We start from the raw sequence: 13,102 nt of genomic DNA, 5'->3' as shown, positions 1-13,102 counted from the left end.
GCCAGAAGTGCCACGGCGCTGGCTGCGGCAGCGCTTGTCGCGGCGCCTCTGATGGGTACCGCGTCACCGGCCGCGGCTGCCGACGAGCAGAAGCCGATCGACAACGCAAAGATCTACTCGTCGGAGCAGGACGTCGTCGCCAGGATGGAGGGGACGGACGGGATGAAGGACAAGGAGGGGAAGCCGGTGCCCGGGTATGCGCCCGTCGCGGACTCCGAGAGCGTGATGGGCTACCCGAAGGGCGTCGACCGGGACAAGGACAACAAGGTCATGCCCGTCTACAAGGACGATGTGCAGGCCCAGTACGACGCCAAGCAGGCGGTCGAGGACGCCAAGGCGGCGGCGAAGAAGTACGCGGAGGACACGACGAACAACCCCCAGCCGTTGCGGGAGACCGCCAAACTGCTGGCGGATTCGACCCTCACCGATCCCGAGGTCCGTGGGGACACCAACGACGACGCGCTCTTCGGGAGGGGCGGCCCCGAACTCGGGGCGGAACACGCCGAGATGTACTGCGCGGGCAAGCATGCCCCCGCCCCAGGCGGCAGGGTCGATCAGAATGCTGCCAAAGCGAATCCGTGCGTCTTCGTCGGCAAGCTCGACAAGAAGGACGGTTCCAAGTACCCCAAGGTGGGTGGCAGTAGCGGTATGGCAGGCGGGGGCGAGAAGACGTACACGGTCGCGGGGGAGACCACGGAGGAGAAAAGCTCGACGGAAGGCTGGGCGGTGGGCGGCAAGTTCACACCCAAGGTCGCCCTCACCCCGGCGGGAGACAAGGGCGGAGCGGGGGGAGAGCTCGGCGCTGAGGCCAGCTTTACCTACAGCTACTCCTCCACCACCACCAACAAGGTGAGCACCAAGCAGCAGGATGAAACCAAGGTCACGTTCCCGAGCGACAAGAAGGGGAGCCTGCAAGGTCGGCGCGACGGCGCTTACTACGTCGGCTACATCGTCGTCCGCAAGACCAATGCCCTACCCGAGGACAACATAGGACAGGAGCATCTGATCGCCATCCCTGCCCGGGTCTACGTCCAGTCCCCCCAGTCCAGCACCTCCGTCACCTACTTCAAGTACCAGGAGTAGCAGTGACCGGGTTAGCGAGCAGCCCCTGCCTTGGCGGCGTACGCAACGAACGCCGCCCAGGCCTGGGCCGGTACGGCGAGCCGGGGGCCGGCCTTGTCCTTGGAGTCGCGGATGTGGATGGTGGTGGGGGAGGGGGCTATCTCGATGCAGTCGTCGCCAGAGCTGCCGCTGTAGCTGGACTTCCGCCAGGAGAGGGCGATTTCGACGCAGTCGCCATCGCCGCCGCTGCTGTAGCTGCTCTTGAACCAAGCCAGATCAGTGGTGTTCATAGCGCTCCTCGCATCTGCTTCAGCAGGCTCAAGGAGTCATCAAGGGAGAGAGCCTGCGAGCGCATCCTGGCATACCGCATCTGGAGGACGCTGACCTCTTTCGGGTCGGAAATGAACAGGCCGCATCGTTGGCCCTCGTTGTAGGCGAACCACTGGTTTTCCGGGGTCTCCAGCAACTGCATGGGCCCGTCTAGCCCGGCATGGGTCTTCCGCTCCAACGGCATGATCTGGATCTCGACGTTCCTCGCCTCGACGGTCTCCAAAACATGCTCGATGAGCTCCCTGGTGACCTCCGCCCCACCAGTCCGCCGCAGAAACAGATGCTCCTCCAGGATAAAGCTGTACGCCGTGTTCGGTCGCTCCCGCAGCAACCGCTGGCGTTCTGCCCGCGCCGCCCATTGCGCCTCGATCTGCTCGTCGTCCAGGGGCGGAAGCTGCTCCGTGAACAGCGCCCGCGAGTACGCCTCGGTCTGCAGCAGCCCCGGAATCAACCGGCATTCGTACGTGTAAAGACTGATCGCCCGCTCCTCCAACGCCGCCCACTGCCGGAACCACGCCGCAATCCCCGGCTTCCGCGCCAGATGGACGGCCGCCGCCCGTAACACCCCGAACGCATCCAGCACCTCCTCCGCCCGCTCGATGAAATCGGGTGGCGGCAGCCGTCGCCCCTGCTCGATCGAGGCCACGGTCTGCGGCGAGAACCGGACCAGCAGGGCCAGGCCCTCCTGCGTCAGCCCCGCCCGCTCCCGGAAGGCCTTGACCACGGCCCCGAATGCCTTGAGGCTGTCCGTGGATTCCGGTTCACCGCTGCCCGTACCGCCGGTCATGTTCTGCACCTCCATGTGCTCGTTCGGCCTTCGCCCAACGCACCCATGATTACTCTCCGTAACGCGTACTGTCCACCCCCTGTGCCCGTACGCTGACCCTCCGTACGGGCCGGATTCCTGGTCATGCGGCAGAAACGGGCGGCACCGTAGGGGCATGCCAGTCCACGTCTCCCCTCCGGCGGAGCATCTCGCGGTCACCGTACGTGTGTTCACCCAGCGCTTCAGCGCCACCCGCCGCGGTGCCCGGCTCGCCCGGCGGCTCGCCGTGCAGCAACTCGACGCCTGGGGCTTCCCTTACGGGTGCGGACTCTCCGACGCCGTCGGACTGATCGTCGGCGAACTCGCCGCCAACGCCGTCACCCACGGCCGGGTCCCCGGCCGGGACTTCGAACTGCGGCTCGCCCTGCGGTCGAATGCCTCGCGGCCGGGCGCTCTGCACATCGAGGTCGCCGACACCCGTACCGAGCGGCGCCCGCCGTGCCCCGACGAGCTCACGCCGCCGTCCGACGACTCCGAGACGGGCCGGGGGCTGCTGTTGGTCGCGGCCCTCGCCGCCCGCTGGGAAGTGCGCGACCGCGACGCGGTCGGCAAGGTCGTCCGGGCCGAACTGGACCTGTAGCGCCGCTCGGAGGCAGGTGCGGACGCGATACGGCCGGCCGCTCAGCGGCGGGCGTCGGGCCGGGACGCCAGCGAGGCGGTCACCACCACCTGCTCCGCGCATCCGACCGCGCGGAGCGCATCGCCGACGACCTCGACCAGCCACACCGCCCCATCCGGCGACCACTCCGGCGCACGGCACGCGAACCGCATCACGCCCCGCTCACGGCCCTTGTTGTAGCCGTGCTCGCCGTCCACGTCCGCCATGCCGGACAGGTCGAGCCGTCCACCGGCGACGTCGACATCCGCGAGGTCACCGAGCCGCTCTCGGACGGCGTCGCGCACGGCCGTCTCCTTGCCCCATCCCGCCTGGCCGGTGGCGGCGGTGACGCTCACCGGCACCGACGCGGACGGGTCGGCGAGAGCGAACCACTTCCGCATCGCCTCCAGGTCGTCGGAGGCATCACCGACGAGCTCATGCAGCGGGAGGACGGCATGCAGCCCGGTGAACCGGACGCGCCCGAGCCGGTTCATCGCGTCCGACAGGATGCGCGCCACGTGAAGGACCGGGAGCCGCGGCTCCCGGACGTCGTCCGGGATGTCCGCCGACATCCAGGCCAGCTCCCGGACCTGCCCGTCCTGCGTCCAGTCCCCACCGGCCAGGCAATCGGCCCAGCGTCCCGGGTCCTGGACGATACGGGCCTCGCCCCACCCCTCGTACTTGTAGGTCCAGCCGCCGGTTGCGTACCAGCCGTAGGCCTCCGACCTGCGCATGGCGAGGTCGTACAGTTCGCTTCCGGTGTCCCCGCAGGTGAGGTGCGACGTCCACGGATACTGGTCGAGTACTCCGTGCAAGGCAACAAGCGTCTCGTAGTACACGCCAAGGCCTTTCTGTACCCGACCGGTATCCGAGCGCGGCCGGGTGCTAGATGCCGCAGTACAGCGTCTGCGTCTTGGTCACGAGCTTCTCGGGGCTGTCCGGGTAGCCCACGATGTCCGCGTCAACCACCGTACGGAAGTGGTTCTTCGCGATCAGGTTGGTGCACTTCCAGTTGGCGACCGCCCGCTTGTTGCTTCCACCGCCCGGCGGAACCGTCTTGACGCCCTTGTCGAGAGTCTTCCACCCGGAGCCGAACTTGACCTGCAACCAGATGGTGATCTTGGCATGTGTCGCCGGGCCGTCGATCTTCTTCCACCAGCCGTGCGCGTTGACCGTGTTCCGCACGGTGTGTGAGAAGTGGGCGTAGTCCCCCTTGGTCAGGAAGCCGTGCGCGCCCTGGGCGTCGATCGCCTGATAGCTGTGCGCAGGCTTGCTGTGGTGGTCGTCGGCATGAGCCGGCATGGTCGAAGCCGCGGCCAGCAGAACGGCCAGCACGGCCGATGCTCCACCAATACGAATCTTCATCATGATTCCCCCTAGTTGGTCGCGTACATGGCGCGCCGCGACGAATCCAACCACGCCACCCCACCCCGCACAATTGTTTTGAATCTCAAGGTGGGTGCAGATGTGGCGAGTTGGCCCAGGGGGTTGGTGGGGGGGCTCTGGGGCGTCCGCTTGCCGGCCCCGGCGCGAGGCGGGGGCGGGGCGGTCCGGGCTTCCGTGTTGGGGGCCGGTCCGGACGGCCGGGCGCGTAGGGCCCGTTGAGACGGGTCTCCGGCCGACCGGACCGACTCTTACGGCAAGGAACGTAACACCCTTGCAATGTCTTGCGTAAGGTCTTGCACCACCGAATCGTCGCGGCTAGAACCATGACCCATGTCCTCCACCACCCGCCGGTCCCGTCGGCGCCCGGCCGCTGTCCTCGCCCTGGCCCTCGGCGCGACGGCCCTGCTTGTCTCGCCCCCGCCGCAACCGGCCGCGGCCGCCCCGTCCGGCCAGGAACAGGCCCTGGCGCAGTGGATCGACCGCGACACCGTCGTCTGGAAGGGCGCCGAACACGCCCCCGCTCTCCTGGAGTTCGGGACCCACGGCGCGCACCTCCGGCTCGTCCCGGGCAGCCTCAGCCCGTCCGAACGCCTCGCGTATCCGCATTTGACGCACTATCCGGCCTTCACCGTCGACCCCCGCGACCGCGGCCTGGCCCGTACCGCCCTCCGTGACGCGCTGCACGCCAGCCAGCGCACCGCTGACGGGCGGCGCACCACCACCGGCGTCCAGATACCCGGCGTCCTCGACGACCTGTACGGCGCCCGCGCCCAACACGCGGCCCTGGGGCCGGTGTTCTCGCGCGACGGCCGCCCCACCCTCGCTGTCTGGGCGCCCACCGCCCGCACCGTCGCCCTCGAACTCGACGGCCGTACGGTCCCGATGCGCCGGGACGACACCAGCGGCGTGTGGCGCGTCCGCGGGGCGCGCGACTGGGCCGGAAAGCCGTACCGCTACCGCGTCACCGTATGGGCCCCCTCCGTCGGCAAGACCGTCACCAATGAGGTCACCGACCCCTACTCCACCGCGCTGACCGCGGACTCCGCGCGCAGTCTGGTCGTCGACCTCGCCGATCCGCAGCTCGCTCCGGCCGGCTGGACACGGCTGCACAAGCCCGCCGCGGTCCCGCTGCGCCGGGCCCGCATCCAGGAGCTGCACATCCGCGACTTCTCCGTAGAGGACCGCACCTCCCGCCACCCCGGCCAGTACCTGGCGTTCACCGACCCACGCTCCGACGGCATGCGCCACCTGCGCTCCCTCGCCCGCGCCGGCACCTCCTACGTCCATCTGCTGCCGGCCTTCGACAGCGCGACCGTCCCGGAGAAGCGCGCCGACCAGGCCCGCCCCGGCTGTGACCTCACCTCCTACGCCCCCGACTCCGATCGCCAGCAGGACTGCGTCACCAAGACGGCCGCCCGCGACGCCTACAACTGGGGCTACGACCCGCTCCACTACACCGTCCCGGAGGGCTCGTACGCCTCCGTCCCGGACGGCGCCGCCCGGACCGTCGAATTCCGGCGCATGGTGCAGGGCCTCAACGGCGCCGGGCTGCGCACCGTCATGGACGTGGTCTACAACCACACCGCCGCGAGCGGCCAGGACCCGCACTCCGTACTGGACCGGATCGTTCCCGGCTACTACCAGCGGCTGCTGGACGACGGCAGCGTGGCCACGTCCACCTGCTGCTCCGGGACCGCGACCGAACACACCATGATGGGCAAGCTCGTCGTCGACTCCGTCGTCACCTGGGCCAAGGAGTACAAGGTCGACGGCTTCCGCTTCGACCTCATGGGGCACCAGCCCAAGGCCAACATCCTGGCCGTCCGCAAGGCGCTGGACGCGCTGACCCCGGCCAAGGACGGGGTGGACGGCAAGTCGGTCATCCTCTATGGCGAGGGCTGGAACTTCGGAGAGGCCGCGAACGACGCGCGCTTCGTCCAGGCCACCCAGCAGAACATGGCAGGGACCGGGGTCGCGACCTTCTCGGACCGCGCCCGCGACGCCGTACGCGGCGGCGGCCCCTTCGACGCCGACCCCCGCGTCCAGGGTTTCGCCTCCGGCCTGTACACCGACCCCAACTCCTCACCCGCCAACGGGAGCCCGGACGAACAGCGCACGCGGCTGCTCCACTACCAAGACCTCCTGAAGGTCGGCCTGACCGGCAACCTCGCCGACTACACCTTCACCGACAGCACAGGCCACCAGGTCAAGGGCTCCGGCGTCGACTACAACGGCGCCCCGGCCGGTTACGCCGCCGCCCCCGGTGACGCGCTCGCCTACGCCGACGCCCACGACAACGAGACCCTCTACGACGCGCTCGCCTACAAGCTCCCGCAGCGCACCGCCGCCGCCGACCGCTCCCGTATGCAGGTGCTCGCCCTCGCCACCGCCGCCCTCTCCCAGGGCCCGGCGCTCTCCCAAGCGGGCTCCGACCTGCTGCGATCCAAGTCCCTGGACCGCAACTCCTTCGACAGCGGCGACTGGTTCAACGCCCTGCACTGGAACTGCGCCGACGGCAACGGCTTCGGCCGCGGCCTGCCCCCGGCCGCCGACAACAAGGACAAGTGGCCCTACGCCCGGCCCCTACTGGCCGACCCCGCCCTACGCCCCGAGTGCGCCGCAATCCACCAAACCTCCGCCGCCTACCGCGACCTGCTCCGCATCCACGCCACCGAACCGGCCTTCGGCCTGCCCACCACCGCCGCGGTACAAAAGGCCCTCTCCTTCCCCCTGTCCGGGAGGGACGAGACCCCGGGCGTGCTCACCATGCGCCTCGACAACCTCGTCATCGTCTTCAACGCCACGCCGCAGCGCGCGCAGCAGACCGTCCAGGCCCTCGCGGGCGAGCCCTACGCCCTGCACCCCCTCCAGGCCCACGGCACCGACCACACCACCGCCACCGCGTCCTACGCACCCTCCTCGGGCACCTTCACCGTCCCGGCCCGCACGGTGGCGGTCTTCCGGCGCGGCTGAGCGGGGCCGCCTCGGCGAATGGGTGGGCATCAGCGACTCGGTCAAGATCCCGTTTTGGCTGGTTCTTGCATCGCGTGAGTCATCTTGGTTCCCCTACATCGAGCCTGCGAACATTTCCACTTCCCCAAGAAGGGAGGCCTCCCTCTCGGACTTTGGGCTCATCTTCACCCCACCGCGCTCCAGCACCACGAGGGAGACGAGCAGCACGCCTCGCATAAGCCCGTGTTGAACTGGGTGGCGTGTTGAGGCATAGCACTCAAGCAGTGCCTCGACGAACTGTCGGAATACCGGCACGTCCACCGCGCATGTATCGTCATCTGCCGGTGTCAGGCCAGTAGGGCGATGGACCAGACCTGCCGCGCTCTCCGCGAAAGACAGGTACCACCTTCCCATGCGGAGCGAGGGGTCCCAGAGAGTATGGCCGGAAGCCTCGAAGTAATAGCTCATGGGACAAGCTCCGATCTGATGTCAACGCCTCCAGATGACCTCACGGCCCTCAGTTCCTTCTGGCAACCCCACAGGGTCTTCTGTGCCATGCAGAGCACTGATTCGGCTGCACAGCACGAACCCTGACCCGCTTCTTGAGCGAAGGGCAACAACGAGATGCCGTTCCCTCCAGGGAGAGGTCATTCCGGAGAAATCCAGAATCTGCCGAGTTTCGCTGTCGCTGGCGGTACGAAGCTCAATCGATTCGTAGTGAGTGACCAGTTGCATGGCACGCACGCCTTCAAAGAGCAGGTCCAAGCGGAGGGTGTCCGTACTGTCCGGAAAAGCGCGAAGGAGTAGTTGTGAGTGTCCGACCCCATATCGCCAGACCGTGAAGGTGCGCTCAGAACTGAACAGAACCGGAGAACGGGATCCATCATTCGAATGGATTGTCAACTGGACGGCCTCCTCGTTACTTCCTGCTATCCGTCAGCCGAGCGACACCGCGGTAGGAGGGTGCGCCCACGCTCGTTGATCAACCCACTGTCGGCGATCGGCTTCATCTGGGGGTCGAAATACTCCAGCATGGCCCGCGATTCGACGAATGATATCCCGAGCTCCTGCTGGAATATGTGGAGGAATTCCAACGGGCTGAGTTCGCGAGGGTGGCGATGGGCGAGGTACTCGATCACCTCCAAGAAGCTTGCCCCAGCAGCCACGAGGTCCCGCAGCGCAGTTTTACTCTTCGACATGACTGCTTACTCCGGCCTGCACCGCCATGTTGAGGGTGCAGTGGTCCAGGTTGGCCAAAATTTTCCGCGCGATCCTCGGGTACCTTCACCGTCCCGGGCCCGGGCGGCGGTGGTCTTCCGCCGCGGCTGAGCGGGGCCGGAACCCCAGGAAGCCCCGCCGGGCCGTCCCGGCGGGACTTCTCAGCTTCTCGACTACCCTCTCAGAATCAATACGGATTCCGGATGCGGAAGTCCCAAGCTCTCACCGTCTTTATCCCTGGGATGCGACCAGATGCTGTAGCTGAGGCATGCCACGAGTCCATTGCCGCTGTCCGACTTCAGCGCCAGGCAACGGACCCGCGAAGACTGAGACTCCCGCACTTCGGAGAACTTCAACATCTCGTCAGTCTCCGCTGGTTCGGCGAGGCTGATGCTGAGCGGCCGGTATACGGTTTTCAGCCTCATTCCCACGACTCCATAGAAGGTGACTTCGATGAAGTCATGCGCTGCGTCGGAGTCGATGCTTCGAAGCTTCAGCTCTGAATGCCCAATGCTGTATCGCCACGGCCGGAACTTCCGGTCGAACGAGATGGGGAGGGTCGCAGTGGGCTGCTGCCCTTCGTCAGCGGGCGAATGGGTTGGCATCAACGACTCCGTTTCTGTAGAACGTCACGCGAGGCCAGATGCTCGGGTTGTCCTGGATCAAGCTTAGCTCCCAGGCGGTCGCGTGCCCATCGAATACCGGATCCATGCCCTTACCCTTCCGCGCGAGTGCCACGGGATCGTCGATTCCATCCAAGTTGAAGTGGATCGAAGTTTTCCCGTCATTGATGTAACTCTTGAGCTCGGAGACCCAGTTGTCACCGGCAGAAGGCCAATCGTGATACGACTTCGCGCCAATTGAATCTGCAAATTCATGCAGAGCCATCGGATCTTCATCGACTTCGCTGAGGCCGAGCGCAATTCCTCCGCAGCCGCTGGAATTATGCACCAGTACGGGGGTCCGGCCGGCCAGCACATAGTACGTGTGGAGGCCGTCGACGGTGAGGTTGTAGGTGCGCGCGTGCTGGTCGAACGGGCGGTTCGCCTGGACGCGGACGGTGGTTCCGTCGTTGCTCAGCAGGGTTGTGCCCGGCGTGAGTGCCTGAGCCTGGAGCCAGCGGTGTTGCGATGGGCTCCAGAAGGGGTGCTCGTAGGTGGCGTTGAGCTTGCGCGGGCCGTTGGGGGTGGTGAGCGTCAGTTCGTTGAAGTGTTTGTCGTCTTCGGTGACAATTCGGCGCGTGACCTTGCGGGGCGCGGTTCTGCCTGTTTCCGGGTCGGTCGCAAGGACCTTCTCACCTGGCGTGATGTCCTCGATTGTGCGCGTGGAGCGGTCGCCCATGAGGACTCTGGTGCCGGCCAGGAAGCACTGGTTGCACCCCTTCTCAAGGAAGCGCAACGCCTGGTACGTCCTGGAGAGGAGCCTGAGTTTGGATCCGAAGGTGGCATCCTGCGCGAGTTGTAAACAGGATTCGAGGTCTCCTGTTTGTGCGCACTCCTGGAGCATTCCGATGCCGATGAGGTCTTTCTCGAATTTCCAGATCTTCTCGAGGCCCGGTTCGAGTTTCTCTCCCGCGGCGAGGATGGTGCAGTAGCCCTCGTTGCGGATGCACCAGCTGGGGAAGTTGTGGGCGGCGTCGCAGCCCATGACCCCGCACATGTACTGCTCGCGGGCGATCTTTCCCGGGTCCTTGGCGGCCTTTTTCTTGGCTTCGGCCTCGGCCTTGCGCTGGGCTTCGGCTTCGGCCTTGAACTTGTCGAGGGCGATGTTGAAGGCTTCCTCGGCCGCCTTGTGGGCGGCGGTGGCGTCCTTGCCGGCCGCCGTGGCGGAGGCGCGGGCGCGGCGGGCTTCCGCCCAGGCGGTGTTGGCGGAGACGTGCGCCAGCTGCGCGGAGACCGTGGCATCGGCGGCGGACGTGGCTGCGTTGGATGCCGCGTGGTTGGCGTCGGCCTCGGCCTTGCGGGCGGTCTTGGCGGACTCGGCGGCACGCGCCGCGGAAGCTTCGGCCTCCTTGGCCGACTTCGCCGCATCGGCGGCGGAGTTCTTTGCCGCATCGGCTGATGCCTGGGCCTGCTTGGCGTATTTCTTCGCCTCGTCGGCCTTGTGCACCGCCAGGGCGGCGACCCTACGTGCCTCGGCGGCGTTCTGCTGCGCGGTGGCCGCGGTACGTGCCGCCTCGGCGATCAGCTGCTGGACGCGCGCCTTGTGGGTGGCGGCCAGCAGGTCCTTGCGCTGGGCGGTGTACTGCCCGGCCTCGATGAAGGCGTGCAGCAGTTGCGGCGGGCTTTCCAGGGCGATGCGGCCGGCGGCCTTCAGCTCCGGCCCACCGCTGTTGATCAGCTGGGCGGCCCGGACCCGCTCGTCCTCGGTGCGCGCGGTGTACTGCCCGGCGGCCAGGAACTCGCAGTATGTGTCGGTGGATCCGGAGTTCAGCGCGGCCCTGCCCGCTTCCCGCACGCCGGGGCCGCCACGGTTGATGACCTGCGCGATCTCGACCCGGAAGTCCTCCGCACCGGCCTGATACTGCCCGGTCGCCAGGAAGGCACTGATCTGCGCCGCATCCCCCTTGAGGGCCTGCTCGGCGGCGTTGCGCACCGACTCCAGGGGGCTTTCGCCGGCCAGCCGCCCGACGTCGACCCGGTCGTCCTGCTGGAGGGCTTCCTTCCACCCGGTGCGTACGTATGCGACGACGTCGTCATCCGCACCGCCCAGGGCCGCCTCGGCAGCCGCCTGGCTCCACGGACCGCCGGACTTCATCGCCAGCAGCGCGACCTTACGGCCCTTGACCACCACGTCCTTGGCGTCGGCACCGTCCTGGCCTGCTTCGGCGGCCAGGCGCTGCGCCTCGGCCTGGAACTTCTTGAGTTCCTCGGCACCCGCGGTCCGGTCCGCTTGCAGCTCGTCGTTGTCCGCCTTGAGGTCCTTGGCGTGCTCGATCCCCTCGTTGGTACGGGTGAGGATCTCCGCGGCCTCGAACTCCCGGGCCAGGCCGTAGATGTCCTTCGCCTTGTCGACCGCCGCACTCGCGGCGTCGGCGTCCTCCTGAGCGGCCTTGGCGTGCGCGGCGGACTTCGTCGCCGCACTCGCCGCCTCCCCCGCGTGATCGGCAGCCTCATCGGCGTCCTTGGCCGCCGCGTTGGCATGCTTGGCGGCCGACCTGGCGGCATCCCGCGCCTGACCGGCGGCCGTGGCGGCCTTGCGGGCCAGGGCGGTGGCGGCGTTCGCGGCACGGGTGGCCTCATCCGCATGACGGCGCGCCTCGGCCGCCGCACGCCGCGCCTGTGCGGCATGCGCATCGGACTGTCCGGCGTAATTCCCCGCCTCCTCCGCGGCGTTGGCCGCGGCCTGGGCGTTGGCGCCGGCGGCAACGGCGTCCTGGGCGGCATCCCCGGCGTCCGTCGCGGCCTTGTGGGCCTCATCGGCGGCATCCGCCGCCCGGTCCGCGCCCTGGGCAGCCGCCCGCGCAACCTCGGCAGCCTTGCGCGCGGCAGAAGCATCACCGGCGTTGATGGCCGCGGCAGCGGCCGCACCCCGCGCACGGGAGGCCGCCTGCGACGCACCCGCCGCCGCGGACGCCGCCCGAGCCGCGGAATTCGCCGCCACCCGGGCCGACTGCGTAGCCGCCCGAGCCGCCCCGATGGCCTCCTGCGCGGCAGACGCCGCCTGCGAAGCCGCCGAAGCCGCCCGCTGCGCCGCGCCGGCCGCCTTCTGGGAGTCGCTCTTGGCCGCCTCGGCCTCGGTCGCCGCCGCCCTGGCGGCTTTCTTGGCCAATTCCGACGCCGTCACCGCATGCGCCGACGCCTTCTTGGCCGCCTCGGTCTCCGACTTCGCCCGCCGGCCCGCCTCCCGAGCCTCCTCCGCCAACTCCGCGACAGAGGTCTGTTCCTCGTCACGGGCGCGCGCCACATACTGGCCCACCTCAAGGAACTCACGGATATCGTCCGCGGAACCATTGAGCGCAATCCGACCGGCGGTACGAACCTCAGGTCCACCGGAATTCAGAATCTGCGCGAGCTCAACCCGCTGATCCTCATCCCGCTTGGTGTACCGGCCCTCTTCCAGGAACTTCCGGACGTCCTCCGCCGAACCGTTCAGCGCGGCACGCCCGGCCTCCCGGACACCGGGCCCGCCCTCATTGATGATCTGAGCGACCCGGACCCGCTGATCTTCCGCGAGCGGACCCTGCCAGCCGCTCACCAGAAATGCTTTCAGTTTGTCCGGAGTCCCGCCGAGGGCAGTGCGTGCGGCTTCCTGGAGCGACCGGCCGCCCACATTCGCCTTCTGGGCGGCGGCCACCCGGTTGTCCTGGAACCTCTCACCCTCGACCACGGTGAGGAAGTGCATGACGTCGTCGTCGGTGCCCGCCAGCGCGACTTCCGCGGCGGCTTGGACGCCGGGCCCACCGGTCTTCCATTGCTCGACGATCCACGCCCGTTTGGCGAAAATCTTCGAGCGGGTCGGCTCCCCCGGGGCCGTAGTCTTCTCATCCGCCCACGCAGGCGCAGGCGCGAGCAGGCTCGCCAATAACGCGCATAACAGGCTCAGGTGCAGCGCGCGTATCGCGCGGTTCACCCTCCCTCTGCTCCTTCTTGAACGCATTCTTCTTCTCAAGGAAATACGCTTCCTGTTCGTCAGCAAACCTCGTTGCCGGATATCGAATATCAGCGGGAGGGGCATAATCATGCCGTGCACGGCGAAATCTGTGGGATTTCAAGCTGTCGAGCGGCAGG

The 13,102-nt window shown here is 67.9% G+C and carries 11 protein-coding genes; 3 read left to right on the top strand and 8 right to left on the bottom strand.

Annotation, left to right across the window (positions count from 1 at the left end):
* Window positions 1–51: 51 nt before the first annotated feature.
* Window positions 52–1,083 (top strand): hypothetical protein, encoded by a 1,032-nt coding sequence (locus tag BKA18_RS09885; protein WP_006606014.1) that lies wholly within the window; start codon window positions 52–54, stop codon window positions 1,081–1,083.
* Between the two features lie 11 nt (window positions 1,084–1,094).
* Here BKA18_RS09885 and BKA18_RS09880 read toward each other — a convergent pair whose 3' ends face one another.
* A complete protein-coding gene (locus tag BKA18_RS09880; protein ID WP_366047140.1) occupies window positions 1,095–1,352 on the bottom strand; it encodes a DUF397 domain-containing protein in 258 nt (85 codons plus the stop codon).
* Window positions 1,349–2,194 carry a helix-turn-helix domain-containing protein gene (locus BKA18_RS09875; RefSeq protein WP_366047141.1) on the bottom strand — a complete coding sequence of 282 codons (846 nt, stop codon included), beginning with the start codon at window positions 2,192–2,194 and terminating at the stop codon, window positions 1,349–1,351. The genes BKA18_RS09880 and BKA18_RS09875 overlap by 4 nt, the downstream gene beginning before the upstream one ends.
* 139 nt (window positions 2,195–2,333) lie before the next feature.
* Here BKA18_RS09875 and BKA18_RS09870 point away from each other — a divergent pair, with 139 nt between their 5' ends.
* A complete protein-coding gene (locus BKA18_RS09870; protein ID WP_006606017.1) occupies window positions 2,334–2,798 on the top strand; it encodes an ATP-binding protein in 465 nt (154 codons plus the stop codon).
* 41 nt (window positions 2,799–2,839) lie between these two features.
* On the opposite strand, the gene BKA18_RS09865 is transcribed toward BKA18_RS09870, so the two are convergent.
* Window positions 2,840–3,631, bottom strand: a complete 792-nt coding sequence (locus BKA18_RS09865) for a hypothetical protein (protein WP_366047142.1) — start codon at window positions 3,629–3,631, stop codon at window positions 2,840–2,842.
* Between the two features lie 70 nt (window positions 3,632–3,701).
* Window positions 3,702–4,184, bottom strand: a complete 483-nt coding sequence (locus BKA18_RS09860) for a hypothetical protein (RefSeq protein WP_366047143.1) — start codon at window positions 4,182–4,184, stop codon at window positions 3,702–3,704.
* 348 nt (window positions 4,185–4,532) lie between these two features.
* On the opposite strand from BKA18_RS09860, the gene pulA reads away from it, so the two are divergent.
* Complete coding sequence (gene pulA, locus BKA18_RS09855; protein ID WP_366047144.1) at window positions 4,533–7,175, top strand: pullulanase-type alpha-1,6-glucosidase; 2,643 nt, start codon at window positions 4,533–4,535, stop codon at window positions 7,173–7,175.
* A gap of 93 nt (window positions 7,176–7,268) precedes the next feature.
* Here pulA and BKA18_RS09850 read toward each other — a convergent pair whose 3' ends face one another.
* The 4 genes from BKA18_RS09850 to BKA18_RS09835 all read right to left on the bottom strand — a co-directional run bounded on the left by BKA18_RS09850 (window position 7,269) and on the right by BKA18_RS09835 (window position 12,944).
* Window positions 7,269–7,622, bottom strand: a complete 354-nt coding sequence (locus BKA18_RS09850) for a DUF6086 family protein (RefSeq protein ID WP_366047145.1) — start codon at window positions 7,620–7,622, stop codon at window positions 7,269–7,271.
* A gap of 461 nt (window positions 7,623–8,083) precedes the next feature.
* Window positions 8,084–8,353: a hypothetical protein gene (locus BKA18_RS09845; RefSeq protein ID WP_366047146.1), complete on the bottom strand. Its 270-nt coding sequence runs from the start codon at window positions 8,351–8,353 to the stop codon at window positions 8,084–8,086.
* 192 nt (window positions 8,354–8,545) lie between these two features.
* Window positions 8,546–8,977, bottom strand: coding sequence for a hypothetical protein (locus BKA18_RS09840; RefSeq protein ID WP_366047147.1), 432 nt, complete (start codon window positions 8,975–8,977; stop codon window positions 8,546–8,548).
* Entirely contained in the window at window positions 8,955–12,944 is a 3,990-nt protein-coding gene (locus tag BKA18_RS09835; protein WP_366047148.1) for a polymorphic toxin-type HINT domain-containing protein, read from the bottom strand. Before BKA18_RS09835 ends, BKA18_RS09840 begins: the two co-directional genes overlap by 23 nt.
* Between the last annotated feature and the right edge of the window lie 158 nt (window positions 12,945–13,102).

This window comes from Streptomyces auratus, assembly GCF_050433025.1.
GTDB classification, from domain to species: Bacteria; Actinomycetota; Actinomycetes; order Streptomycetales; family Streptomycetaceae; genus Streptomyces; species Streptomyces sioyaensis.
The sequence above is the reverse complement of the archived record's forward strand: the minus strand, read 5'-3'. Positions and strand labels throughout refer to the sequence as shown.

Bases quoted from the DNA above. Each gene is read 5' to 3' on its own strand.
- BKA18_RS09885 (WP_006606014.1), top strand. From the start codon at position 52: ATGGGTACCGCGTCACCGGCCGCGGCTGCCGACGAGCAGAAGCCGATC.
- BKA18_RS09880 (WP_366047140.1), bottom strand. From the start codon at position 1,352: ATGAACACCACTGATCTGGCTTGGTTCAAGAGCAGCTACAGCAGCGGC.
- BKA18_RS09875 (WP_366047141.1), bottom strand. From the start codon at position 2,194: ATGGAGGTGCAGAACATGACCGGCGGTACGGGCAGCGGTGAACCGGAA.
- BKA18_RS09870 (WP_006606017.1), top strand. From the start codon at position 2,334: ATGCCAGTCCACGTCTCCCCTCCGGCGGAGCATCTCGCGGTCACCGTA.
- BKA18_RS09860 (WP_366047143.1), bottom strand. From the start codon at position 4,184: ATGATGAAGATTCGTATTGGTGGAGCATCGGCCGTGCTGGCCGTTCTG.
- pulA (WP_366047144.1), top strand. From the start codon at position 4,533: ATGTCCTCCACCACCCGCCGGTCCCGTCGGCGCCCGGCCGCTGTCCTC.
- BKA18_RS09850 (WP_366047145.1), bottom strand. From the start codon at position 7,622: ATGAGCTATTACTTCGAGGCTTCCGGCCATACTCTCTGGGACCCCTCG.
- BKA18_RS09845 (WP_366047146.1), bottom strand. From the start codon at position 8,353: ATGTCGAAGAGTAAAACTGCGCTGCGGGACCTCGTGGCTGCTGGGGCA.
- BKA18_RS09840 (WP_366047147.1), bottom strand. From the start codon at position 8,977: ATGCCAACCCATTCGCCCGCTGACGAAGGGCAGCAGCCCACTGCGACC.